This window comes from Klebsiella sp. MPUS7 (assembly GCF_009905335.1).
Lineage (GTDB): Bacteria > Pseudomonadota > Gammaproteobacteria > Enterobacterales > Enterobacteriaceae > Klebsiella > Klebsiella grimontii.
The window spans coordinates 1,753,343-1,779,378 of record NZ_CP047604.1 but is presented as its reverse complement, the minus strand read 5'-3'; the positions used below and the strand labels follow the sequence as shown (position 1 = coordinate 1,779,378).

Genomic DNA, 26,036 nt, shown 5'->3' with positions numbered 1-26,036 from the left:
CGTCCTGGTTGTGGAAAAGAAAATCCGGCTTGACCGTATCGATCACAAGATCCTTGAAATCCTGCGCCGGGATGGCCGCATTTCTTATCAAAAGCTCTCGGAGCAGGTAAACCTTACCGCCCGTCCGTGCCTGGAACGGGTGCGCAGCCTCGAGCGCGACGGCATTATTCGCGGCTACAGCGCCATTGTAGAACTGCCCGAGCCGGAGCACGCGTTTGTGGTGCAGGCGCAAATCGCGCTGGCCGACCACGGGCGATCGCAGCCAGTGTTTGAACAGGAGATGCGCCAGACGCCCGAAGTGCTGGACTGCTGGCTGGTCAGCGGCAGCTTCGACTTTCTGGTGCGTATCGGCTGCCGCAGCATGGCGCACTACTGCCAGCTGGCGGATAGCTGGCTGACCAGTAAAAAGTTTCACGTCGATAAAATCGTCACCCTCACCGAACTGCAGGCCATTAAGCGCTCCTGATTAGCCGCGACGGATAAACGCCAGCCAGCGCCGCTCGGCGCGCGCGAAGGTGAAAATCAGCAAAAAGGTGCAGAGCAGATACAGCGCCGCGGCCATCAGAAACGGAATAAACGGCGAATAGGTCATGGCGTAGAACGCGCGGGCCACGCCGGTAATATCCAGCAGGGTCACGGTGCTGGCCAGCGACGTGGCGTGCAGCAAAAAGACCATTTCATTATTCAGCGCCGGGATCCCACGCCTCAGGGTCGCGGGCAGAACCAGACGGCGAATAATTTGCCATTTCCCCATCCCGTAGGCTTCTCCGGCGATCCACTCCTGGCGCGGGAAAGTCACCATCATCCCCGCCAGCAGCTCCGCAACGTACGCGGCAGTGTTGAGAACCAGCGCCAGGGTGGCGCAGAAGGTCGCATCGCGAAACAGCAGCCAGAACGGCTGGTCGTTCATCCAGCCCGTCTGTACGATATCGAACTGCGACAGGCCGTAGTAAATCAGCATCAGCTGGAGATAGAGCGGCGTGCTGCGAAAAAAATATGTAAACGCGCGAATGGGCAGCGCCAGCCCGCGCGGACCGTACACCTGCCCCACCGCCATCGCTATCGCCAGCGCCATTCCGGGAACGATGGAGAGTAAAAACAGCTCCGCCGTGACCGCCAGTCCGCTGGCGGCGCCGTTGCCGTCGCTCCACAAAAAGCTCGGAATCGCATCGATAAAGGTTTGCAGATTCATAAGGCCGCCCCCGCCGTGGAAGAGCGCAGCGCGTAACGCTTCGCCAGGCGGCTGAACAGCCAGCTGGAGAGCGCGGTAATCACCATGTAAATCAGCGAGACCAGAAAATAGAAGAGGAACGGCTTTTGCGTGGCGCGCCCAGCCTGTTCGGCCAGCCAGACCATATCCTCAAGGCCGAGGATCGACACCAGCGCTGACGCTTTCATCAGCCCCAGCCAGTTGTTGTTGATGCCCGGGATCGCGAAGCTCAGCATCTGCGGCAGCATCACCCGGCGGAATACCGTCCAGGGTCGCATCCCGTAGGCCTGCGCGGCTTCGGTTTGCCCGCTATCGACGGTCAGAAACGCGCCGCGAAAAGTCTCGGTGTAATAGGCGCCGAAAACAAAGCCAATCGCCAGCACGCCGGAGATAAAAGTATTGAAGCGCACCGGCCCCAGCCCCACCAGACCCAGCAGCAGGTTAACCAGCATCTCGCCGCCGAAAAACAGCAGCAGCATAATCACCAGCTCCGGGATCCCGCGTACCAGCGTGGTGTAGGCGGTGGAAAACAGGCGCAGCCACGGCGGGCCGAAGAGCTTAATCAGCGAGTTAATCAGCCCCAGCAGCAGAGCAACCAGTAATGAAGAGAGCATCACGCACAGCGAAAGCGCCGCGCCGCGTAACAACAGGGGTAAATAGTCTGCGACCATATTCAGCCTTCCGCGGAGGTCGTAAAGGGGCGCAGGCCAGCGCCCACGCCCGCTCCTTTACGACTTATTTGCCATAAATATCAAAGCTAAAGTATTTTTTCTGAATGGCGTCATAGGTCCCGTCGGCGCGGATTGCCTTAATGGCCCCGTTCAGCGCATCGCGCAGCGCCGGATTGTCTTTATTGACCGCAATCCCGACGTCGGAGGAGATGCCGCCGTCCTGGATAACCGGGCCGGCAAAGGCGAATTTCTGCCCGCGTGGGGTATCAATAAAGCCGGTCGCCGCCTGGATATTATCCTGCAACGCGGCGTCGATGCGCCCGGAGAGCAGGTCGAGGTAGACGTTATCCTGGTTAGCGTAACCGACAATCTTCACGCCATGATTGGCCCAGTTGGCCTTTGCAAACGCTTCATGGGTAGAGCCGGTCTGAACGCCGACGGTTTTGCCTTTCAGGCTGGCGGCATCCGGCAGCAACGGGCTGCCTTTGCGCGCCACCAGCTGCGCCGCGCTGCGGTAGTAGCGGTCGGTGAAATCCACTTCCTTTTTACGTTCATCGGTAATATTGAGCGAGGCGATAATGGCATCGAACTTATGCGCGTTGAGGGCGGCGATCATGCTCTCAAACGGCTGCTTCACGAAAACGCATTTGGCTTTTAGCTGGGTGCACAGCGCGTTGGCGATATCAATATCAAAGCCGGTGATTTCGCCGCTGGGCGCCAGCACGTCAAAAGGCGGATAGCCGCCATCGACGCCAAAGCTGATGGTGTCAAACTGCTGGGCGGCCAGCGGCGCGCTCAGCGCCATACAGGCCAGTAATGCGGCAAGGCGTATTTTCATTTTGATTCCCCGGTGTTGGCGCGATGATTAAAAACGCAGTGAGAGGCAGGTCAGGCCGCCATCCATTTTCTTAAATTCGCTGGTGTCGAGCTGCACGATAGGCATTCCCAGCTTGCTGATTTCGCCGAGGGTATGGGGATAGCCCTGCGGCGTAATTAAGGTATCGTTGATCCACAGCGTATTTCCGGCGTAGGCCTCCTCCTCCGGGATCACGATGCTGTTGAAACCGCTAAACGCCGGATGGTTAACGTAGCCTTCCGTCAGCAGCAGCGTATTGCGGCCCACATAGTTGACGATTGATTTCAGATGCAGACCGGCGCTGACTTCGATCGCCGCGACCTGATAGCCGTGCGGCTCAACGGCGGCGGCAAACTCGCGGATCCCCTGCTCATCGGTGCGCGCCGTCAGGCCGATAAAAAACTGCTTATCCACTAACAGCACGTCGCCGCCGTCCATATGCCCGCGCTCGCTCATCCGCGCCAGCGGACGAAACCCCGCCAGCACCGGCGCAATGGTATCGACTTCGCCCTGACGGCTCGGCGCGCCCGGATGGGTAATCACCGCCAGTTCCGGCATGACCACGGCGGTATCTTCAACAAAGTGCGCATCAGGATAATCCGCCGCCGGGGGCAGCACCGTGACCTTCAGGCCAAGCTGCAGCAGGGTTTCCACATAGGCGAGAAACTGGCGGGTGGTGGCGGCGATATCCGGCGCGCCCAGTTGGGCGGTAGTTTGTCCCGCGCCGCAGGTGGCGGCCGGTAGGCGGGCGATAGCCTGGGTAAAATGCATAAAGAACCCTCTGGTATTGGTCGCATTGTTTAATGCAAAACGGTGAGTGAATTTGATTATTAATCAGATGCCGCCGCCAATCAGGCTGAATCACTTCCCCGGGCCGCTTATTCACGCTGTATATCAGTTCAGGTTCGACGTATTCCGCTGTTGGCCCCCTGAAAGCGCCGAATGAGGGTAATAAGCAGCCCTGTTCGCCAGGCCGGTAGTCGAAAATGACTAAGCGTAAATTGCGCGTAAATATTCACCGTAAACGGCTCAGCGAAAAGCCTTTTTTACAGACATATCTGGACAGTCTTTTCATAATTCCTCCATTTTTAAGCAGCGTTCGCTGGCTAAACTAGTATCATTCCGTGAAACGTTTCAGGATGAGATAGCAAATTAATGAAAGGTAGCAATAAAAGCCGTTGGGCAGCCGTGCTGGTGGTGGCAATCATCGCGGGTGCCGCGTACTGGTTTTGGCAGGGTCGCGAAGCGGCAAACGCGCCGTCGGCAACGGCGGCAGGTCCGGGGCCCGGCGGCGGGCGTGCTGGCCGTTTTGGCGCCGCCCTCGCGCCGGTGCAGGCGGCAACCGCCGCCAGCGAAGCGGTGCCCCGCTATCTTTCCGGCCTCGGTACGGTAACGGCGGCGAATACCGTCACCGTTCGCAGCCGCGTCGACGGTCAGCTGCTGGCTATCCACTTTACCGAAGGCCAGCAGGTTAAAGCGGGCGATCTGCTCGCGGAAATCGACCCCAGCCAGTTTAAGGTCGCCCTCGCCCAGGCCGAAGGCCAGCTGGCGAAAGATCGGGCAACCCTGGCCAACGCCCGCCGCGATCTGGCGCGCTACCAGCAGTTGGTGAAAACCAATCTGGTTTCCCGTCAGGAGCTGGATACCCAGCAGTCGCTGGTCAGCGAAACCCAGGGCACGATCAAAGCGGACGAAGCCGCCGTCGCCAGCGCCCAGCTGCAGCTGAACTGGAGCCGCATCACCGCGCCGATCGACGGCCGGGTCGGCTTAAAGCAGGTGGATATCGGCAACCAAATCTCCAGCGGTGATACCACCGGGATCGTGGTGCTGACGCAAACGCACCCGATCGACGTCGTGTTTACGCTGCCGGAAAACCAAATCGCCACGGTGGTACAGGCGCAAAAGGCGGGGAAAAAGCTGGTCGTCGAAGCCTGGGACCGCACCAATAAACAGAAAATCAGCGAAGGCTCACTGCTGAGCCTCGATAATCAGATTGACGCCACCACCGGCACCATCAAGCTGAAAGCGCGCTTTACTAACCTGGACGATGCCCTGTTCCCGAATCAGTTCGTTAACGCCCGGATGCTGGTCGATACCGAGCAGAACGCGGTGGTGATCCCAACCGCCGCGCTGCAAATGGGTAACGAAGGCCATTTTGTCTGGGTTCTGAACGATGAGAACAAAGTCAGCAAGCACACCGTCACGCCGGGTATTCAGGACAGCCTGAAAGTGGTGATTAACGCCGGGCTTTCCGCCGGCGATCGCGTAGTGACCGACGGTATCGACCGTCTGACCGAAGGCGCGAAGGTTGAAGTGGTGGAAGCCCAGAATGCGGCTAGCGCCGCCGAACCGGCGAAAGCCACCAGCCGCGAATACGGTAAAAAAGGAGCGCGCTCCTGATGCAAGTGCTACCGCCGAGCAGTACGGGCGGCCCATCCCGTCTGTTTATCATGCGCCCGGTCGCCACCACGCTGTTCATGGTGGCCATTATGCTGGCCGGGATTATCGGCTATCGTTTCCTACCGGTTTCGGCGCTGCCGGAAGTGGACTACCCGACGATTCAGGTGGTAACGCTCTATCCCGGCGCCAGCCCGGACGTGATGACCTCGTCGGTGACCGCCCCGCTGGAGCGGCAGTTTGGCCAGATGTCCGGCCTTAAGCAGATGTCCTCCCAGAGCTCCGGCGGCGCGTCGGTGGTCACGCTCCAGTTCCAGCTCACGCTGCCGCTGGACGTCGCTGAGCAGGAAGTTCAGGCGGCCATCAACGCCGCCACCAACCTGCTGCCCTCGGACCTGCCTAACCCGCCGGTCTACAGCAAAGTGAACCCTGCCGATCCGCCAATTATGACCCTCGCGGTCACCTCTTCCGCCGTGCCGATGACCCAGGTCGAAGATATGGTCGAGACCCGCGTGGCGCAAAAAATCTCCCAGGTTTCCGGCGTCGGACTGGTGACTCTGGCGGGCGGGCAGCGCCCGGCGGTACGCGTCAAGCTCAACGCCCAGGCCATCGCCGCCCTCGGCTTGACCAGCGAAACGGTACGCACCGCGATTACCAGCGCTAACGTCAATTCGGCGAAGGGTAGCCTCGACGGCCCGTCGCGGGCGGTTACCCTCTCCGCCAACGATCAGATGCAGTCGGCGGAGGATTACCGCCGGCTGATTATCGCCTACCAGAACGGCGCGCCGATTCGCCTCGGCGACGTCGCTACCGTGGAACAGGGCGCGGAAAACAGCTGGCTCGGAGCATGGGCCAACAATCAGCGGGCGATCGTCATGAACGTCCAGCGCCAGCCGGGGGCGAATATTATCTCGACCGCCGACAGCATCCGCCAGATGCTGCCGCAGCTGACCGAAAGCCTGCCGAAATCAGTCAAAGTACAGGTGCTTTCCGACCGCACTACCAACATCCGGGCGTCGGTTAGCGACACCCAGTTCGAGCTGATGCTGGCTATCGCCCTGGTGGTGATGATTATTTACGTCTTTCTGCGCAACGTCCCGGCGACAATTATTCCCGGCATCGCCGTGCCGCTATCGCTGGTCGGCACCTTTGCGGTAATGGTGTTTCTCGATTTCTCGATTAACAACCTGACGCTGATGGCCCTGACCATCGCCACCGGCTTTGTGGTCGATGACGCCATCGTGGTGATCGAAAACATCTCGCGCTATATCGAGAAAGGCGAAAAGCCGCTGGCCGCCGCCCTGAAAGGGGCCGGAGAGATTGGCTTTACCATTATCTCGTTGACCTTCTCGCTGATTGCGGTGCTGATCCCGCTGCTGTTTATGGGCGATATCGTGGGTCGTCTGTTCCGCGAGTTCGCCATCACCCTAGCGGTGGCGATTCTGATTTCCGCGGTGGTGTCGCTGACCCTGACGCCGATGATGTGCGCCCGCATGCTCAGCCATGAATCGCTGCGCAAGCAGAACCGCTTCTCGCGCGCCAGCGAACGCTTTTTTGAGCGGGTGATTGCCGTCTACGGCCGCTGGCTGAGCCGGGTGCTGAATCATCCGTGGCTGACCCTGAGCGTAGCCCTCAGCACCCTGGCGCTGTCGATTATGCTGTGGGTGTTTATTCCGAAAGGCTTCTTCCCGATTCAGGACAACGGTATTATCCAGGGCACGCTACAGGCGCCGCAGTCGGCGTCGTTCGCCAATATGGCCGAGCGCCAGCAGCAGGTGTCGGCGGCGATACTCAAAGATCCGGCGGTGGAAAGCCTGACCTCTTTCGTCGGCGTCGACGGCACCAACCCGGCGCTGAACAGCGCCCGCCTGCAGATTAACCTCAAGCCGCTGGATGAACGCGACGATCGTGTGCAGACGGTGATCGGCCGTCTGCAAAACGCGGTGAGCGGCATCCCCGGCGTCGAGCTCTATCTCCAGCCGACCCAGGATCTGACCATTGACACCACCGTCAGCCGGACCCAGTACCAGTTCACCCTGCAGGCGAATTCGCTGGATGCGCTGAGCAACTGGGTCCCGCAGCTGCTGGCCCGGCTGCAGGCGCTGCCGCAGCTCTCCGACGTCAGCAGCGACTGGCAGGATAAGGGGCTGGCGGCGTATATCAACGTTGATCGCGACAGCGCCAGCCGCCTCGGCATCAGCATGGCGGACGTCGATAACGCCCTGTATAACGCCTTTGGTCAGCGTCTGATTTCCACCATCTATACCCAGGCGAACCAGTACCGCGTGGTGCTGGAGCATGATACCCAGGCCACGCCGGGGCTGGCGGCGCTGGACAATATCCGCCTCACCAGCAGCGACGGCGGGATCGTGCCGCTCACCGCGATCGCCAAAGTCGAGCAGCGCTTTGCTCCGCTGTCGATTAACCATCTCGATCAGTTCCCGGTCACCACCATTTCGTTTAACGTGCCGGACAACTATTCGCTGGGCGATGCGGTCGAGGCGATTCTTAGCGCCGAGCAGGCGCTGGACTTCCCGAGCGACATCCGCACCCAGTTCCAGGGCAGCTCGCTGGCCTTCCAGTCGGCGCTCGGCAGTACCGTCTGGCTGGTGGTCGCCGCGGTGGTGGCGATGTATATCGTCCTCGGCGTGCTGTATGAGAGCTTTATTCACCCGATCACCATTCTCTCCACCCTGCCGACGGCGGGCGTCGGCGCGCTGCTGGCGCTATGGCTGGCCGGGAGCGAGCTGGACGTTATCGCCATTATCGGCATCATCTTGCTGATCGGCATCGTCAAGAAAAACGCCATCATGATGATCGACTTCGCGCTGGCCGCCGAACGCGAACAGGGTATGCCGCCGCGCGAGGCGATTTATCAGGCCTGTCTGCTGCGTTTTCGCCCGATCCTGATGACCACCCTCGCCGCCCTGTTCGGCGCGCTGCCGCTGATGCTCAGTACCGGCGTCGGCGCGGAGCTGCGGCGACCGCTGGGGATTGGCATGGTCGGCGGCCTGATGCTCAGCCAGGTGCTAACGCTGTTCACCACGCCGGTTATCTATCTGCTGTTCGACCGCCTGTCGCTGTATATGAAGAGCCGCTTCCCGCGGCGTGAGGAGGAGGCGTAGGTGAAGTTTTTCGCCCTCTTCATTTATCGTCCGGTGGCGACGATTCTGCTTTCGCTCGCCATTACGCTGTGCGGCATCCTCGGCTTCCGCCTGCTGCCGGTGGCGCCGCTGCCGCAGGTGGATTTCCCGGTGATCATGATCAGCGCCTCGCTGCCCGGCGCGTCGCCGGAGACCATGGCCTCGTCGGTGGCGACCCCGCTGGAGCGCTCTTTGGGGCGGATTGCCGGGGTCAATGAGATGACCTCCTCCAGCTCGCTCGGCAGTACGCGAATCATTCTCGAGTTCAACTTTGACCGCGATATCAACGGCGCGGCCCGTGACGTGCAGGCGGCGATTAACGCCGCGCAAAGCCTGCTGCCGAGCGGCATGCCGAGCCGTCCGACCTACCGCAAAGCCAACCCGTCCGACGCGCCGATCATGATCCTCACCCTCACCTCGGATACCTGGTCCCAGGGTGAGCTGTACGACTTCGCCTCTACCCAGCTGGCGCAGACCCTTGCCCAGATTGACGGCGTCGGCGACGTTGACGTCGGCGGCAGTTCGCTGCCCGCGGTGCGCGTCGACCTCAACCCGCAGGCGCTGTTTAACCAGGGCGTGTCGCTGGACGCGGTGCGAACCGCCATCAGCAACGCCAACGTGCGTAGACCGCAGGGGGCGCTGGAAGACGCGACCCACCGCTGGCAGGTAGCGACCAACGACGAGCTGAAGACCGCCGCCGAATACCAGCCGCTGATCGTGCACTACAATAACGGCGCGGCGGTGCGCCTCGGCGACGTCGCCAACGTCACCGATTCGGTGCAGGACGTGCGCAACGCCGGGATGACTAACGCCAAACCGGCGATTTTGCTGATGATCCGCAAGCTGCCGGAAGCCAATATCATTGAGACGGTGGACAGCATTCGCGCCCGCCTGCCGGAGCTGCAGCGCACCATCCCGGCCTCAGTCGATCTGCAGATCGCCCAGGACCGTTCGCCGACCATCCGCGCCTCGCTGGAGGAAGTCGAGCAAACGCTGGTGATTTCGGTGGCGCTGGTGATCCTCGTGGTCTTCCTGTTCCTGCGCTCAGGGCGCGCGACGCTGATCCCGGCGGTGGCCGTTCCGGTATCGCTGATCGGCACCTTCGCCGCTATGTACCTGTGCGGTTTCAGCCTCAACAACCTGTCGCTGATGGCGCTGACCATCGCCACCGGCTTCGTGGTCGATGACGCCATCGTGGTGCTGGAGAATATTTCCCGCCATCTCGAAGCCGGCATGAAGCCGCTGCAGGCCGCGCTGCAGGGGAGCCGGGAAGTCGGCTTTACCGTCCTGTCGATGAGCCTGTCGCTGGTGGCGGTGTTCCTGCCGCTGCTGCTGATGGGCGGCCTGCCGGGAAGGCTGCTGCGCGAATTCGCCGTCACCCTGTCGGTGGCGATCGGCATCTCGCTGGCGGTCTCTTTGACCCTGACGCCGATGATGTGCGGCTGGCTGCTGAAAAGCGGCAAGCCCCACCAGCCGACGCGCAAGCGCGGGTTTGGCCGCCTGCTGGTGGCGATTCAGGGCGGCTACGGTAAGTCGCTGAAGTGGGTGCTGAAGCACAGCCGCTTAACCGGCCTGGTGCTGCTCGGCACCATCGCGCTAAGCGTCTGGCTCTATATCTCGATTCCCAAAACCTTCTTCCCCGAGCAGGACACCGGGGTGCTGATGGGCGGCATCCAGGCGGACCAGAGCATCTCGTTCCAGGCGATGCGCGGCAAGCTGGAGGACTTTATGAAGATCATTCGTGAAGATCCGGCGGTAGACAACGTCACCGGTTTTACCGGCGGCTCGCGGGTCAACAGCGGGATGATGTTTATCACCCTGAAGCCGCGCGATGAGCGCCATGAGACGGCGCAGCAGATTATCGATCGACTGCGCAAAAAGCTGGCGAAGGAGCCGGGGGCCAACCTGTTCCTGATGGCGGTACAGGATATCCGCGTCGGCGGTCGTCAGGCCAACGCCAGCTATCAGTACACCCTGCTGTCAGACGACCTCGCGGCGCTGCGGGAATGGGAGCCGAAAATCCGCAAAACGCTGGCGGCGCTGCCGGAGCTGGCGGACGTTAACTCCGACAGTCAGAATAACGGCGCGGAGATGGACCTGATCTACGATCGCGATACCATGTCGCGGCTCGGCATCAGCGTGCAGGACGCCAACAATCTGCTGAACAACGCCTTCGGCCAGCGGCAGATCTCCACCATCTACCAGCCGCTGAACCAGTATAAAGTGGTGATGCAGGTCGACCCGGTCTACACCCAGGACGTCAGCGCCCTCGATAAGATGTTTGTGATCAACAGCGAAGACAAGCCGATTCCGCTTGCTTATTTCGCGAAATGGCAGCCGGCCAACGCGCCGCTGTCGGTGAATCACCAGGGACTCTCGGCGGCGTCGACCATCTCCTTTAACCTGCCTACCGGCAAGTCGCTGTCGGAAGCCAGTGACGCCATCAACCGGGCGATGACCCAGATTGGCGTGCCGTCCAGCGTACGCGGGTCGTTCGCCGGGACCGCGCAGGTGTTCCAGGAGACCATGAACTCGCAGGTGATCCTGATCCTTGCGGCCATCGCCACGGTCTATATCGTGCTGGGGATCCTCTATGAGAGCTACGTTCATCCGCTGACCATTCTGTCGACCATTCCGTCCGCCGGCGTCGGCGCGCTGCTGGCGCTGGAGCTTTTCGATGCCCCGTTCAGCCTAATCGCGCTCATCGGGATTATGCTATTAATTGGTATCGTGAAGAAAAACGCCATCATGATGGTCGATTTCGCCCTTGAGGCGCAGCGCAACGGCAACCTGCCGCCGGAAGAGGCCATCTTCCAGGCCTGTCTGCTGCGTTTCCGGCCGATAATGATGACCACCCTGGCGGCGCTGTTCGGCGCGCTGCCGCTGGTGCTCTCCGGCGGCGATGGATCCGAGCTGCGCCAGCCGCTGGGGATTACCATTGTCGGCGGTCTGGTGATGAGTCAGCTGTTGACCCTGTACACCACGCCGGTGGTCTATCTGTTCTTCGACCGTCTGCGGCTGCGTTTTTCGCGAAAAGTCCATCAACCGGTAAGCGAATAACATGACAGACCTCCCCTCCAGCGTGCGCTGGCAGCTATGGATAGTGGCCTTCGGCTTCTTTATGCAGGCGCTGGATACCACTATCGTTAACACCGCTCTCCCCTCGATGGCGAAAAGCCTTGGGGAGAGCCCGCTGCATATGCATATGGTTATCGTCTCCTATGTCCTGACGGTAGCGGTGATGCTGCCCGCCAGCGGCTGGCTGGCGGACCGCGTTGGGGTACGCAATATCTTTTTCTGCGCCATCGTGCTGTTTACCGCCGGCTCCCTGTTCTGCGCCCAGGCCGCTACTCTTGATGGGTTAATACTCGCCCGCGTGCTGCAGGGCGTCGGCGGCGCGATGATGGTTCCCGTGGGCCGCCTGACGGTGATGAAAATCGTCCCGCGCAGCCAATATATGGCGGCGATGACCTTCGTCACCCTACCCGGCCAGGTGGGCCCGCTGCTCGGCCCGGCTCTCGGCGGAATGCTGGTGGAGTACGCCTCGTGGCACTGGATCTTTCTGATCAACATTCCGGTCGGTATTGTCGGCGCCATCGCCACGCTGTGCCTGATGCCCAACTACACCCTGCAAACCCGCCGCTTCGATCTCTTCGGCTTTGTTTTGCTGGCCGCCGGGATGGCGACGCTGACCCTGGCGCTGGACGGCAACAAAGGGCTCGGGATCTCTCCCCTGTGGCTGGCGGGGCTGGTGGCGGTCGGCGTGGCGTCCATTCTGTACTATTTACGGCACGCGCGCGGCAACCGCAACGCGCTGTTTAGCCTTAAGTTATTCAACAACCGCACCTTTTCGCTCGGCCTTGGCGGCAGCTTCGCCGGGCGCATCGGCAGCGGTATGCTGCCGTTTATGACCCCGGTGTTTTTACAGATTGGCCTCGGCTTTACGCCGTTCCACGCCGGTCTGATGATGATCCCGATGGTGCTCGGCAGCATGGGGATGAAGCGCATCGTAGTCCAGGTGGTCAACCGCTTCGGCTACCGTCGGGTGCTGGTGGCCTCGACGATCGGCCTCGCGCTGGTCAGCCTGCTGTTCATGGCCGTCGCCCTCGCGGGCTGGTACTGGCTGCTGCCGGTGGTGCTGTTTATGCAGGGGATGATCAACGCCAGCCGCTTTTCCTCTATGAATACGCTGACCCTGAAAGACCTGCCCGACGATCTGGCCAGCAGCGGCAACAGCCTGCTGTCGATGGTCATGCAGCTGTCGATGAGTATCGGCGTGACCGTCGCCGGCATGCTGCTGGGTTTCTACGGCCAGCAGCATATCAGCGCCGATGCGCCGACCACGCACCAGGTCTTTCTCTATACCTACTTAAGCATGGCGGTGGTTATCGCGCTGCCCGCGCTGATTTTTGCCCGCGTCCCGGACGACACCACGGTCAATACGGTGATTCGTCGCCGTAAAAGGAGTGAGTCTTGAAGTTCTGGCGTCCCGGCATTACCGGCAAGCTGTTTATCGCGATCCTCGCCACCTGCATCGTGTTGCTGATCAGCATGCACTGGGCGGTGCGCATCAGCTTTGAACGCGGGTTTATCGACTATATCAAACGCGGCAATGAACAGCGGCTGACGATGCTCGGCGATGCCCTGAGCGAGCAGTATGCCCAGCACGGCAGCTGGACGTTCCTGCGCAACAACGACCGCTTTATTTTCCAGCTGCTGAAAACCTTTGAACGCGACAACGACGACCGCTCGCCGCCGGGCCGCGGTATGGGTCATGGTCCGAGAGATGAGCCGCACGGTGGCCCCGGCCCCGAAGAGATGCCGCCGGATGCCGCGCCGGACCGGCCGCTCGACGGTCCGCGCGGCGATCGTGGCGATCGCGGTCCCGGCCCCGATATGCCTCCCCACGGCTGGCGCACCATGTTCTGGGTGGTCGATCAAAAAGGGCGCGTGCTGGTGGGCCCGCGCGAGCGCGTGCCGCAGGACGGGACCCGGCGCAGTATTATGGTCGACGGCGTTGAGGTTGGCGCGGTCATCGCCTCGCCGGTTGAACGCCTGACGCGCAATACCGATATCAACTTCGACCGCCAGCAGAAGCGCACCAGCTGGCTGATTGTCGCCCTCGCCACGCTGCTGGCGGCGCTGGCCACCTTCCCGCTGGCGCGCGGCCTGCTCGCGCCGGTCAAACGACTGGTTGATGGGACGCACCGTCTGGCGGCCGGGGATTTTTCCACCCGCGTCGCCGCCACCAGCAGCGATGAGCTAGGGCGTCTGGCCAAAGATTTTAACCAGCTGGCCAGCACCCTTGAGCGCAACCAGCAGATGCGCCGGGACCTGATGGCCGATATCTCCCACGAGCTGCGCACGCCGCTGGCGGTGCTGCGCGGCGAGCTGGAGGCGATTCAGGATGGGATCAGGAAATTCACCCCGGATTCCATCGCCTCCCTGCAGGCGGAGGTCGCCACCCTGACCAAACTGGTCGATGATTTGCACCAGCTGTCGATGTCCGATGAAGGCGCCCTCTCCTATCAGAAAAGCGCGGTGGATATCATCAACCTGCTGGAGGTCGCCGCCGGCGCGTTTCGCGAACGCTTCGCCAGCCGCGGACTGTCGATCGGCGTTTCGCTGCCGGAAAGCGCGACGGTTTTCGGCGACCGGGATCGCCTGATGCAGCTTTTTAATAACCTGCTGGAAAACAGCCTGCGCTATACCGATAGCGGCGGCGGCCTGCAGATTAGCGCCAGCCAGAGCGGCGATAGGCTAATTCTCGATTTCGCCGATAGCGCCCCCGGCGTCACCGATGAACAGCTGGAGCGGCTGGTTGAGCGTTTTTACCGTACTGAGGGGTCGCGCAATCGTGCCAGCGGCGGCTCTGGTTTAGGACTGGCGATTTGCCTTAACATCGTCGCGGCCCACGGCGGCACTTTACGTGTCGGCCATTCGCCTTTGGGCGGGGTTAGCATTAAAGTAGAGCTACCTCTGGAACGTAATTTATCGAGAGACGTATGACTGAATTACCTGTTGATGAAAACACGCCACGCATTCTTATCGTGGAAGATGAGCCCAAGCTGGGTCAGCTGCTGATTGATTATCTTCAGGCGGCGGGCTATGCGCCGACGCTGATTAATCACGGCGATCGGGTTCTGCCGTACGTTCGCCAGACGCCGCCGCACCTGATCCTGCTGGATCTGATGCTGCACGGCGCCGACGGGCTCACCCTGTGCCGGGAAATCCGCCGTTTTTCTGAGGTTCCGGTGGTGATGGTGACCGCCAAAATCGAAGAGATCGACCGCCTGCTGGGGTTAGAGATCGGCGCCGATGACTATATCTGTAAGCCCTACAGCCCGCGCGAGGTGGTGGCCCGTGTGAAGACCATTCTTCGCCGCTGCAAACCGCAGCGCGATCTGCAGGCGCTGGATGCGCAAAGCCCGCTGATTGTCGACGAGGGGCGCTTTCAGGCCTCCTGGCGCGATAAGCTGCTGGACCTCACTCCCGCCGAGTTCCGCCTGCTGAAAACCCTCTCCCAGGAGCCGGGTAAAGTCTTCTCGCGCGAGCAGCTGCTGAATCATCTGTACGATGATTACCGCGTGGTCACCGACCGAACGATCGACAGCCATATCAAGAACCTGCGGCGTAAGCTGGAGTCGCTGGACGCCGATCAGTCGTTTATCCGCGCGGTGTACGGCGTTGGATACCGCTGGGAAGCCGACGCCTGCCGGCTGGCGTAGTTAGCCCCGGCTCGCGCTGCGCTTACAGGTTCACCGCCGTCCGCGGGCCGGGTAGCCCGGACAGGCGCGTCAAGCGCCGTCTCCGGGGAAAAGCAGCGGCTGAAACCAGCAGAGAGCGGCCGCGCGATTCATGCCCTGTAAAGATTTGCCGCCCGCTGATCGCCAAAGATACCCGGCTGATATTTACTCCCCTCCCCCACGGCGCTACAATGCCCGCCCTTAATGTGGGGGCACTCCCCAACTCGCCGCACCGGGTGCGGCGAATCTGACCTGTCATCAGAACGAGAAAATCATGTTTAAACCGGAACTCCTTTCCCCGGCGGGAACGCTGAAAAATATGCGTTACGCTTTCGCTTATGGCGCAGACGCCGTGTATGCGGGCCAACCGCGCTACTCGCTGCGCGTGCGTAATAACGAATTCAATCACGAAAATCTGCAGCTCGGCATCAACGAAGCCCACGCGTTGGGTAAAAAGTTCTATGTGGTAGTCAATATCGCGCCGCATAACGCCAAGCTGAAAACGTTTATTCGCGATCTGAAGCCGGTAGTGGAAATGGGGCCGGATGCGCTGATCATGTCCGATCCGGGGTTAATTATGCTGGTGCGCGAGAATTTCCCCGACATGGATATTCACCTCTCGGTACAGGCTAACGCCGTCAACTGGGCGACGGTCAAGTTCTGGCAGCAAATGGGGCTGACCCGCGTGATTCTCTCCCGCGAGCTGTCGCTGGATGAGATCGCCGAAATTCGCAGCCAGGTGCCGGAGATGGAAATTGAAATCTTCGTTCACGGCGCGCTGTGCATGGCCTACTCTGGCCGCTGCCTGCTCTCGGGCTATATCAACAAACGCGATCCCAACCAGGGCACCTGCACCAACGCCTGCCGCTGGGAGTACAACGTTCAGGAAGGCAAAGAAGACGACGTCGGCAATATCGTTCACAAGCACGAACCGATCCCGGTGCAGAACGTCGAGCCGACGCTGGGCATCGGCGCGCCCACGGACCAGGTGTTTATGATTGAAGAAGCCAAGCGTCCGGGCGAATATATGACCGCGTTCGAAGATGAACACGGCACCTACATCATGAACTCGAAAGATCTGCGCGCGATTGCCCACGTTGAGCGCCTGACCCAGATGGGCGTCCACTCGCTGAAAATCGAAGGCCGCACCAAATCACATTACTACTGCGCCCGTACCGCTCAGGTCTACCGCAAGGCCATTGACGACGCTGCCGCAGGCAAACCGTTCGACGCCAGCCTGCTGGATACTCTGGAAAACCTCGCTCACCGTGGCTATACCGAAGGCTTTCTACGCCGCCATACCCACGATGACTACCAGAACTACGAGCACGGCTACTCCGTGTCCGAACGCCAGCAGTTCGTCGGCGAATTTACCGGCGAGCGCAAAGGCCAGCTGGCCGCGGTGGCGGTGAAAAACAAATTTTCCGTCGGTGACAGCCTGGAGCTGATGACCCCGCAGGGCAACGTCAACTTTACCCTTGAGCATATGGAAAACGGCAAAGGCGAAATCATGCCGGTCGCGCCAGGCGATGGCCACACGGTATGGCTGCCCGTTCCGGAAGATATGGCGCTGCAGTATGCGCTGCTGATGCGCAATTTTGCGGGTCAGACGACCAGAAACCCACACGGAAACTAGTTAATCGGGGTTATTTTTTCACGATGTAAAGATATTAGAAACGGATCACATACCGTTTCGTTCAAAGCAGATATCATCCATTTCGCTGAAAAACATAACCCATAAATGCTAGCTGTACCAGGAACCACCTCCTTAGCCTGCGTAATCTCCCTTACGCGGGCTTATTTTTTTATCTCTCCCCCCATCCTTCCCTTTCTTCATGCGGTACACTTTATGCATTACTGAGCAACAAAGGTCCCCTGATAATGTCCACGTTTCCAGCCAGCTTACTGATTCTGAATGGCAAAGGCGCCAATGAACCGTCGCTACGAGAGGCGGTTAAATTGTTACGCGACGAAGGAATTGATATTCACGTCCGCGTGACCTGGGAAAAAGGCGATGCCGCTCGGTTTATCGATGAGGCCCTGAAGCTGAATGTCGAAACGGTGATTGCCGGCGGCGGCGATGGCACCATCAATGAGGTGGCGACGGCGCTGGTCGAGCGCGACGGCGATATGGCGCTGGGAATTTTACCGCTGGGCACGGCGAACGACTTCGCTACCAGCGTCGGTATCCCCCAGGAATTGGCCAGCGCCCTGAAGCTGGCCATTGTTGGCCGCGACGTGGCGATAGATATTGCGCGGGTTAATGATAAGACCGGTTTTATTAATATGGCCACCGGCGGCTTTGGCACCCGAATCACGACCGAAACCCCGGAGAAACTCAAGGCCGCGCTCGGCGGCGTCTCTTATTTAATCCACGGCCTGATGCGTATGGACGCGCTCAAACCGGACCGCTGCGAAATCCGCGGCGAGAACTTTTACTGGCACGGCGATGCGCTGGTCATCGGCATCGGCAACGGACGCCAGGCCGGAGGCGGCCAGCAGCTGTGCCCGGAAGCGTTAATTAACGACGGCCTGCTGCACCTGCGCATCTTCACCGGCGAAGAGCTGATCCCTACGCTGTTCAGCACCCTCGCCAATCCGGAAAACTCACCGAATATTATCGACGGCGTCTCATCGTGGTTTGAGATAACCGCTCCCCATGAGATGACGTTTAACCTCGACGGCGAACCGCTAACCGGTAAAACCTTCCGGATGGAGCTCTTACCGGCCGCGCTGCGCTGCCGACTGCCGCCCGACTGCCCGCTGTTACGCTAATCAGGCTTCGCAAAGTAAAGACGGCGCCCGGCTGGTATACAGCAGCCGGGTACGCTCGTTAAGCCGCTGGATGTTCAGGTAAAACGGCACCTGCGGCTGCAGGAAAAACGAGGGCAGGATGCGCTTTATGTGCTCCTCCTGCTCGGTCTCGCCGATGCTGGCCGAGACGGTTTCTGAACGCAGGAAGTAGTGCCGGCCGTCGCGGGTAAAGCTAAACCAGATGTTCTGATTAATAGTAAACGACTCGCCCTGCGGCGGCGTAATTTCCCCGCGAACAATCACCAGCCCGCGGCTGCTATCAAATACATAGCGTAACGAAATATCGCCCTGGTAACCTGCGCTAAATAGCCGCAGCTCCCCGCTACACTGAAAATGGTTGCGCTGCCAGTATTGCCAGGATTTTATTGCTACCCCAGTTAATATGCCGATAAATACGATAGTGATTAACCAGTTAATTTCACGCCGGCGCATTGACTACCTCCTTAATGTAATATTTGGTGAGGCATTGATTATCACGCCATTGACTAAATTTTTGCTGACAGCTAATCACCGAAACGCGGGCTCCCCCAGGATAAAGCGTCAAATAAATCCACGAATATTTTTCACAATCAAATTTGCTACGATTGATAAAAGTCGTATGCCGAACGTGATCTACCACATCATTATTGGCAAAAAAATGACATTGTTGCGAAAATTTAGCATTAATGGGCACATAACTTTGCAAATAAGAGTCGAATTCTGTGTACCACGCAACAAAACCGCCCACCAGACAGCTCAGCAGCGCCGCAAGCCCCCACAGAAGAGAGCTTCGCGGCCTTAACCGCTTTTTTCCCGGCACACTCGCAGCAGCGACCTCCTTATGCCCAGGCTCGTCAACGTGCGGGCGTTGTTCCTCCGCGACCGGCGTCTTTTCCGCCTCGTCCGGCTGAAATTCCGTCATCGTTAATGTCGCCTCCAGCCTGACGCCCACTCTCGGCACCGTAATAATAATATCTTCCTCGACGCCCAGTTCCTTAAATGCGCGGCGCAGCAGGGAAATATTCTGATAGAAACCGTTGCTGGTCACCTGGGCACCATGCTTTATCCACACTTCCTCGAAAAAGGTTTCACGGGCTACGTTTTTGCCATCCTGCTGAATAAGCAGCAACAGACAGCGGCTGGCCGGCATATTTAATGATACCGCTTTCGTCTCGTCAGCAATGAGTATTAAAACGCTACGTTGCGGAGTAAATTCCACTATTCCATTAATCGTATATTTTTCCATCCTGTTCCCTGAGCGTGGTAATCATGTGGATGAGCGGCATGGGTACCGTATTTTAAATACGATAATCCTCCATGACGGAGATGACAGCTTAAGATTTTTCGCAAGCGAGTTTACTCTATTACTCAGCGGATCTGGAGGCACAATACGCAGTTTTTCCTTGCTATTAACAAGGTTTAAGCGAATTTACAGAAGGGATGATTTTGCACTTTAAACAGAAAATGGTCGTTTATGTCATTAAAAACCATAAATATAAATTATAGTTTCATATAATTTCATTTATACGAAAGATATAATCATTTTAGATCTAAACACCACTTTTACATTAATATACGATATTTATAACTATAAATACATATAATTTCAATCTTTTATCTAAAAAATGGCGCACACTCCGGTAGAGAATGCGCCATATTGCCTAATAGGCAGCCACCGCCCGCGCCATTTCGCGCGTATATTGCTGGCTGGCGTTAACCAGCATCTGCGTATAGGCCGTTTGCGCTTCGCCGTTGACCAGCGCGTCCACCGTCAAAGTTTCGAGGATCTTGCCGTACTGCATCACCGCTACTTTCTGGCATAAGTGGGCAATAACGCCCAGATCGTGGGTCACCATCAGGTAAGTGAGCTTCGCCTCCTGCTGCAGCTCCGCCAGCAGGTTGAGGATCTCGGCCTGCACCGACACATCCAGGGCCGATGTCGGCTCATCCAACAGCAGCACCCGTGGCTCAAGGATCAGCGCTCTGGCAATCGCCACGCGCTGCCGCTGGCCGCCGGAGAGCTGGTGCGGATAGCGTTCGCGAAAGGCGCGATTGAGGCCCACTTTGTCCAGCAGCGCATTGATCCGCCGGTCGCGATCGCGAATGCGATGAATCTGTAACGGCTCTTCGAGGATGTCGCCAATGGTGTGACGAGGATGCAGCGAACCGTACGGATCCTGAAAAACCATCTGCACCTGCCGGCAGCGCTCGCGGTTAATCTCGTGGCCTAAACGCTGACCATCGATTGCCAGCTCCCCCTGCCAGTGGGTAAACAGCCCCGCCAGACACTTCAGCACCGTGGTTTTACCGGAGCCGGACTCGCCCACCAGACCGTAGATCTCACCGGGCTTAACGTGGAAACTGACGTCATACAGCACCTGATTGCGCTTCTCCCCTTCGCCGAACGCGAGGTTGAGATGTTGAACTTCAATCATCATCCGCTCCTTATTCCGTTAACCAGCTGGCCTGACGCTGCAGCACCGGCAGTATCGGGCGACGATGCTGCATATCCGGCAGCGAGTTAATCAATCCCTGAGTATAGGGATGGCGCGCGTTATCGAGATCCCTAGCGGCGATGGACTCCACCACCCGTCCGGCGTACATCACCAGCACGCGGTCGCAGAAGCTGCGCACCAGGTTGATATCGTGGCTAATAAAAATCAGCCCCAGCCCGCGCGACTGAACCAGGTCATCCAGCAGGCCCAGCACCTGCAGGCGCACCGACACGTCCAGCGCGGAAGTGGGTTCATCGGCGATCACCAGCTCCGGGTCGGTAATCAGCATCATGGCGATCATGATGCGCTGCCCCTGCCCGCCGGATATTTCATGCGGATAAAGCTGGTAAACGCGCTCCGGCTGGCGAATACGCACCACCTCTAGCATCTCCAGCGCCTTTGCTTTGGCCTCATCTTTACGCCCCGGATGATGGGTAAGCCAGGCCTCGGCGATTTGCTTGCCGACGCAGACCACCGGATTGAGCGAATATTTCGGGTCCTGCATAATCATGGAGATACGCTTACCGCGTACGCCGCGCATCTGCGCTTCGCTAAGATGCCGCAGGTCGAGGTCGGCAAACTGCATCCGGGCGGCGGTGACGCGGGCTTTTTTCGGATGCAGCTGCAGCAGCGCGCGCCCAACGGTGGACTTACCCGAACCGGACTCGCCGACAATTGCCAGCTTTTCGCGCCCCAGCTGGAAGGAGACGCCGCGCACGGCATGGGTCACCGCGCTGCCGTTAACAAAGTCGACGCACAGATCGCGTACGTCGAGCAGCGGAGCATTACTCGCTGCGAGGATCGAGGATGTCACGTAGGCCATCTCCTAAAAAGTTGAACGCTAAGCTGTTGATCAGAATCGCCAGCCCCGGAATCGTAACCACCCACCAGCACTCCATCATATAAGTGCGCCCGCTGGAGATCATCGCCCCCCACTCCGGCTCCGGCGGCTGCGCGCCGAGGCCGAGAAAGCCCAGACCGGCCGCGGTCAAAATGATCCCCGCCATATTCATGGTGATGCGGATAATCACCGACGGCAGACACAGCGGCACGATATGTCGCCAGAGGACGCGGGCCGATGACGCGCCGTGCAGACGTACGGCGGAGATAAAATCGGCCTGGCGCAGAGAGAGGGTTTCGGCGCGCGCCAGACGGGCAATCGGCGGCCAGGCGGTAAGCGTGATGGCGATAACCACGTGCTCCAGCCCGGGACCTAAGGCGGCGACGAACGCCAGCGCCAGAACCAGACTCGGGAAGGAGATGAAAATATCGGTAACGCGCATCAGCACCATATCGACTTTGCCGCCGAAATAGCCGGCGCTGACGCCGAGCAGCAGCCCGAGCGGACCGACGGTCACCGAGACCAGCAGCACGATGTAAAGCGTGATGCGCGAGCCGTACACCAGGCGGCTAAAGATATCCCGGCCAAACTCATCGGTGCCGAACCAGTGCTGCGCGTTCGGCGCGACCAGCGCGCTGTTCAGGTCCTGCACCAGCGGGTTATAAGGCGCAATCAGCGGCGCGAAAATCGCCACCACCAGCAGAAGAAAGATAATTCCGCCGCCGATCGCCGTTAGCGGGTTGCGCGCCATTTTGCCGATAAACCCGGCCGTCCGCGACGCCGCGCGCCGCAGCCGCTGGCGGCCTTCACCCGTGCCGTCGGAAAGCGGCGAATCCAGAGAAACGGTCATGATTTTGTCCTCGGGTCAAAGAATTGATACAGCATGTCGGAGAGCAGGTTGAGCATCACGAAGATCACCCCCACCAGCAGCACGCAGCCCATCACCGCATTCATATCGCCCAGCAGCAGGCTGCCGGTGAGATAGGAGCCAAAGCCCGGCCAGGAGAAGACGGTTTCAATCAGTACCGCGCCTTCCAGCAGCGCGCCGTAGGCCAGCGCCACCACCGTCAGCAGCTGCACGAGAATGTTGCGAAACGCGTGGTTCCAGATGACCTGACGCTCGGTCAGCCCCTTCACCCGCGCGGTAATAATGAACTCCTGCGACAGCTGGGCCAGCATAAAGCTGCGGGTCATGCGGCTGATGTAGGCCAGCGAGTGAAAGCCGAGCAGCGAGGCGGGGAGAATCAGGTGGTTAATCGCATTCCAGAACACCTGCCCGTTGCCCGCCAGCAGCGCATCGACGGTCATTAAACCGGTACGCCGCGGCACGATACCGTCCAGCCCGAGGTCTACCCGACCGGCGCCGCCCACCCAGCCAAGCCAGGCGTAGAACAGCAGCAGCCCCATCATCCCCACCCAGAAGATCGGCGTTGAGTAGCCCGCCAGGCTGATAATGCGCACCACATAGTCGGAAATACTGTTGCGTCGCGCCGCCGCCAGCACGCCCAGCGGGATACCCAGCCCGGCGCCGACGAGAATCGCCATCGTCGCCAGCTCCATGGTGGCCGGGAAGACGCGGATAATATCGTCCACCACCGGTTTCCCGGTCAGCAGCGCGTTGCCCAGATCGCCGTGCAGCAGGTTGACGAAATAGATCCCAAACTGGGTGGTCAGCGATTTATCAAACCCCAGCTGCTGGTAAACCTGCTGATAGGTACTCTGATCAGCGTCCGGGCCGACAATCGCCAGCACCGGGTCGATGGGCATAACGCGGCCGATGGTGAAGGTCAGCAGCAGCAGGCCGAACAGGGTAATCACCACCTGCAGCAGCCGTTTTGATAAGCGCCGGCCGCGTGAGCCGGGCGCAAGGATTGCGGTGCTCATCCTTTCTCTCCTTCGCGGGTTTTGTAGACGTCACGCAGAAAAGTGGTGGCGGAGGGGTGCGGCTGATACTCCCGCACCTCGTTGCGCACCACCACCGAATCGACCATCTGCGAAAGCGGAATTAACGCCGGGATCAGCTGGTCGTAGCGCGCCTGAATGGCCTGGTAATCGGCGACCTGCTTTTGCGCATCGCGTTCCAGCAGGGCGTGGTCAATCATCGAATTGAGCTGCGGGTCGTAAAAGCCGGTGCGCCAGCCCTGGAAGTTGGTCAGGCGCGCCTCATCGCTGTTATCCGGGTTATAGACCAGCGCGCGCAGGCTGGAGTGCGGGTGCGGCTCCATGCCGCTGCCGCCGCGCCCCACCAGCAGGTCAAATTTACGCTCGCGCATCGCGCCATAAATCTGGTTACCGGTGCCGGTGATGATTTTGGCGTTAATCCCCGCCTGCATCAGCGTCGACTGCACGGCGATGGCGATATTGAGAAACGGCTGATCCGCGAGCACCCGCAGCGTGGTATCAAACCCGTTGGGATAGCCCGCTTCCGCCAGCAGCTTTTTCGCCCGCGCCACGTCCAGCCTGTAGCCAGGATCGGGCAGCGTTGACGGCATACCCGCCTTAATCGGCCGCTGATGCAGCACCCCGTAGCCCGGCATCAGCGCTTTATTGATGCCCTGATAATCAATCAGATAGCGCACCGCTTCGCGCACTTTCGGGTTAGCGAAGTGCGCCTCTTTCATGCTCATCGCCACGTAGTACATGGTGCCGCGCTGCACCGCGTCGACGGTCAGCTGAGGGTCGCCGCGCAGGGCGTTGATGTCGGAAACCGCCATATTGTTGGCAATATCGAGGTCGCCTTTTTCGATCATCAGGCGCAGGGTTTGCGACTCCTGGAAGTGGCGCAGCACCACGCGGCTCATTTTCGCCTCGCCGCGCCAGTAGTCAGGATTGCGCTTCATGCGCAGCACATCTTTTGCCTGCCAGGTTTCCAGCGTGAACGGCCCGGAACCGGCTTCATGGGTGGTCAGCCAGCGGTTGCCCCAGTCATTATCCTGCTGGCGGCTTTGCACCGTTTTGCTGTCCAGCACCCCGAGGTTGCCCAGCGCCGCCAGCGAGTAGATAACCAGCTGCGGGTCGTTATCTTTCGGCAGCACGATCTGCACCGTGAAGCTGTCCGGCGCGCTGACCTGGCCGTCGATATTTTTCTTACTAAAGCCGTAAGACTTCCACACCGAGGCCTGCGCGAGGTTGAGATGCAAAATACGCCGCATCGACCACACCACGTCGGCGGCGGTCAGCGGGTTGCCGGAGTGAAACTTCACGTCGTCGCGCAGATGAAAGGTCAGGGTTTTACCGTCCGGGCTGATGTCCCAGGATTTCGCCAGCGCGGGCCTGACGTTGGTGAGCTGCTCAGGATCAAGCTCCACCAGCGAGTCGTAGAGGTTAACCACGATCCCCACCACTTCGTTCCCGGTCATCGCCGCCGGGTCAAGGGTGAGCAGGTTATTCATATTCATGCCGATGATGAGCTGATCCGGCGGCGTTTTCGCCAACGCCGCCCCGCTCCCCATCGACACGGCGAGCGCGAGTAAGCACGCTGCCAGTAAGGAGTTTTTTTTCATATCTATCGCCTGTAGGGTACTCAGGCGTCGCGACTCAGCACGCGCCTGTTTTTTTAGTTATTCATCAGTCGTGGCTAACGGTATTGGCTTCGATCCAGGCAAAATTAATGTCTTCGCCGAGACCCGGACGCTGGGACAAATGCACAAAGCCCTGGTCATCCATAGGATCGACAATGCTGTTGAGATAGGCCGCCGGCTCATCGTAGTCGAGGAATGGATGCAGCAGTCCGCGCTCGTACCAGCGGCAGTTGCGGATCGCGCCGACCACCGCCAGGCTTGCCGCGCCGTTGCCGTGGACTTCGCAGTCCATACCGAAGGATTCCGCCAGCGCCGCCACCTTCATGGTGGGGGTAATGCCGCCCACGCCGTTGGCCCCGGCGCGCAGGATGTCGCAGGCTCCGGCTTTCACCCACTCGGCGCGCATATGGTGCTTGCCGCCGAAGCTCTCCGGTCCGACGATGGGAATCGACAGGTTTTCCGCCAGCCACGCGTAGGAGGACATCGAATCCTCCTCCATCGGCTCTTCAAACCAGGCGAAGTTGAGTTTTTCCAGTTCTTTGCCAATCCACAGCGCCTCGGCGCGGCTGTACCAGTGATAGCCGTCAATCATCAGGTCGATATCCGGCCCTACCGCTTCGCGCACCGCCGCGCAGGCTTTAATGTCCATCTTCGGATTGGGCGCAAAAGCGATCGGCGGCATCCAGGTGTGCAGCTTGATGGCCTTATAGCCGCGGGCGACCAGCTTTTCGGCAAAGGCTGCATACTCCTCCGGGGTCGACAGACCGCCCGGCAGATCGTCGCCGCACATGGTGCTGCCGTAGGCGGGGACGGTATCGCGATAGCCGCCGAGCAGTTTGTACACCGGCATATTAAGCTTGCGGCCAATCAGGTCCCACAGCGCCTGTTCAACAAACGACAGCGCGCGCTCGGTCAGCTGATGGGCGCTGCCGCGCTGCCAGTGGTTAAGATCCTGCCAGATACGCTCGCGGTTAAACGGGTCCTGCCCCACCATCACCTTGCGAAAAAAGGTGTTCACCACGAACGGGCGTACCACTTCCGGCGGCGCAAACGAAAAACCCCGGGTGCCATCATCGGCGGTAATGGTCAGCATCGCCATTTTCGCCATGCTTTCCGCTCCCGGATGGGAGTGCCCGGCGCTGTCGGAAACCCGACGCGTGGGATACTGGAAAACGGTGACATTTACAGATTCAATTTTCATGCTCGGTCCTTATCACGGCCAAATCCGATCTATAGAGGCAAATCGGTAAAGTGGTTTCACATTATTGAAAAAACGTTTCAATATCTAATCTAAGCACAATTACGTAGCAGTGCCTCGGACAAACACCGCTAAGCAAGGCAATAAATTTGGGCATTGGCACAA

At 59.7% G+C, this 26,036-nt stretch carries 21 protein-coding genes; 9 read left to right on the top strand and 12 right to left on the bottom strand.

The genetic code is table 11. The features are described 5' to 3' along the window. Positions 1-10: 10 nt before the first annotated feature. Positions 11-466, top strand: a complete 456-nt coding sequence (locus GUC22_RS08380) for an Lrp/AsnC family transcriptional regulator (RefSeq protein WP_004122605.1) — start codon at positions 11-13, stop codon at positions 464-466. Here GUC22_RS08380 and GUC22_RS08375 read toward each other — a convergent pair whose 3' ends face one another. The 4 genes from GUC22_RS08375 to GUC22_RS08360 form a co-directional block, all read right to left on the bottom strand. Further along, positions 467-1,192: an ABC transporter permease gene (locus tag GUC22_RS08375; RefSeq protein WP_004138673.1), complete on the bottom strand. Its 726-nt coding sequence runs from the start codon at positions 1,190-1,192 to the stop codon at positions 467-469. Continuing rightward, complete coding sequence (locus GUC22_RS08370; protein WP_024359158.1) at positions 1,189-1,881, bottom strand: ABC transporter permease; 693 nt, start codon at positions 1,879-1,881, stop codon at positions 1,189-1,191. The genes GUC22_RS08375 and GUC22_RS08370 overlap by 4 nt, the downstream gene beginning before the upstream one ends. Before the next feature lie 64 nt (positions 1,882-1,945). Further along, positions 1,946-2,719, bottom strand: coding sequence for an ABC transporter substrate-binding protein (locus GUC22_RS08365; protein ID WP_004122619.1), 774 nt, complete (start codon positions 2,717-2,719; stop codon positions 1,946-1,948). Positions 2,720-2,746: 27 nt separating this feature from the next. Continuing rightward, positions 2,747-3,508, bottom strand: coding sequence for a dimethylarginine dimethylaminohydrolase family protein (locus GUC22_RS08360; RefSeq protein ID WP_004138671.1), 762 nt, complete (start codon positions 3,506-3,508; stop codon positions 2,747-2,749). 384 nt (positions 3,509-3,892) lie between these two features. On the opposite strand from GUC22_RS08360, the gene GUC22_RS08355 reads away from it, so the two are divergent. The 8 genes from GUC22_RS08355 to yegS all read left to right on the top strand — a co-directional run bounded on the left by GUC22_RS08355 (position 3,893) and on the right by yegS (position 17,798). After that, the gene (locus tag GUC22_RS08355; RefSeq protein ID WP_004138669.1) at positions 3,893-5,137 is read left to right on the top strand and encodes an MdtA/MuxA family multidrug efflux RND transporter periplasmic adaptor subunit; all 1,245 of its coding nucleotides are present in this window, start codon (positions 3,893-3,895) and stop codon (positions 5,135-5,137) included. Beyond that, positions 5,137-8,259, top strand: coding sequence for an MdtB/MuxB family multidrug efflux RND transporter permease subunit (locus tag GUC22_RS08350; RefSeq protein ID WP_134878338.1), 3,123 nt, complete (start codon positions 5,137-5,139; stop codon positions 8,257-8,259). Before GUC22_RS08355 ends, GUC22_RS08350 begins: the two co-directional genes overlap by 1 nt. After that, a complete protein-coding gene (gene mdtC, locus GUC22_RS08345; RefSeq protein WP_049089146.1) occupies positions 8,260-11,337 on the top strand; it encodes a multidrug efflux RND transporter permease subunit MdtC in 3,078 nt (1,025 codons plus the stop codon). A gap of 1 nt (position 11,338) precedes the next feature. Next, a complete protein-coding gene (locus GUC22_RS08340) occupies positions 11,339-12,754 on the top strand; it encodes an MFS transporter (RefSeq protein ID WP_049100341.1) in 1,416 nt (471 codons plus the stop codon). Further along, a complete protein-coding gene (gene baeS, locus GUC22_RS08335; protein WP_004138662.1) occupies positions 12,751-14,286 on the top strand; it encodes a two-component system sensor histidine kinase BaeS in 1,536 nt (511 codons plus the stop codon). The genes GUC22_RS08340 and baeS overlap by 4 nt, the downstream gene beginning before the upstream one ends. Continuing rightward, positions 14,283-15,005: a two-component system response regulator BaeR gene (gene baeR / locus GUC22_RS08330; protein ID WP_160183469.1), complete on the top strand. Its 723-nt coding sequence runs from the start codon at positions 14,283-14,285 to the stop codon at positions 15,003-15,005. Before baeS ends, baeR begins: the two co-directional genes overlap by 4 nt. A gap of 292 nt (positions 15,006-15,297) precedes the next feature. Next, on the top strand, positions 15,298-16,659 hold the full coding sequence (gene yegQ / locus GUC22_RS08325) for a tRNA 5-hydroxyuridine modification protein YegQ (RefSeq protein ID WP_004138658.1): 1,362 nt from the start codon (positions 15,298-15,300) through the stop codon (positions 16,657-16,659). A 245-nt stretch (positions 16,660-16,904) separates the two neighbouring features. Continuing rightward, positions 16,905-17,798 (top strand): lipid kinase YegS, encoded by an 894-nt coding sequence (gene yegS / locus GUC22_RS08320; RefSeq protein ID WP_024359164.1) that lies wholly within the window; start codon positions 16,905-16,907, stop codon positions 17,796-17,798. Here yegS and GUC22_RS08315 read toward each other — a convergent pair whose 3' ends face one another. From GUC22_RS08315 to GUC22_RS08280, 8 genes are all read right to left on the bottom strand, one after another. Continuing rightward, positions 17,799-18,269, bottom strand: coding sequence for a hypothetical protein (locus GUC22_RS08315; protein WP_024359165.1), 471 nt, complete (start codon positions 18,267-18,269; stop codon positions 17,799-17,801). Further along, the gene (locus GUC22_RS08310; protein ID WP_024359166.1) at positions 18,256-19,062 is read right to left on the bottom strand and encodes a winged helix-turn-helix domain-containing protein; all 807 of its coding nucleotides are present in this window, start codon (positions 19,060-19,062) and stop codon (positions 18,256-18,258) included. The genes GUC22_RS08315 and GUC22_RS08310 overlap by 14 nt, the downstream gene beginning before the upstream one ends. Before the next feature lie 415 nt (positions 19,063-19,477). Continuing rightward, positions 19,478-20,251 carry an ABC transporter ATP-binding protein gene (locus GUC22_RS08305; RefSeq protein ID WP_024359167.1) on the bottom strand — a complete coding sequence of 258 codons (774 nt, stop codon included), beginning with the start codon at positions 20,249-20,251 and terminating at the stop codon, positions 19,478-19,480. Between the two features lie 10 nt (positions 20,252-20,261). Then, positions 20,262-21,125, bottom strand: a complete 864-nt coding sequence (locus tag GUC22_RS08300; RefSeq protein ID WP_032710982.1) for an ABC transporter ATP-binding protein — start codon at positions 21,123-21,125, stop codon at positions 20,262-20,264. Further along, entirely contained in the window at positions 21,097-22,002 is a 906-nt protein-coding gene (locus GUC22_RS08295) for an ABC transporter permease (protein WP_160183468.1), read from the bottom strand. The genes GUC22_RS08300 and GUC22_RS08295 overlap by 29 nt, the downstream gene beginning before the upstream one ends. Then, positions 21,999-23,036, bottom strand: coding sequence for an ABC transporter permease (locus GUC22_RS08290; RefSeq protein ID WP_004138648.1), 1,038 nt, complete (start codon positions 23,034-23,036; stop codon positions 21,999-22,001). Before GUC22_RS08290 ends, GUC22_RS08295 begins: the two co-directional genes overlap by 4 nt. Next, on the bottom strand, positions 23,033-24,655 hold the full coding sequence (locus tag GUC22_RS08285; RefSeq protein ID WP_024359169.1) for an ABC transporter substrate-binding protein: 1,623 nt from the start codon (positions 24,653-24,655) through the stop codon (positions 23,033-23,035). The genes GUC22_RS08290 and GUC22_RS08285 overlap by 4 nt, the downstream gene beginning before the upstream one ends. 64 nt (positions 24,656-24,719) lie before the next feature. Then, entirely contained in the window at positions 24,720-25,874 is a 1,155-nt protein-coding gene (locus GUC22_RS08280) for a mandelate racemase family protein (RefSeq protein WP_024359170.1), read from the bottom strand. Positions 25,875-26,036: the final 162 nt, after the last annotated feature.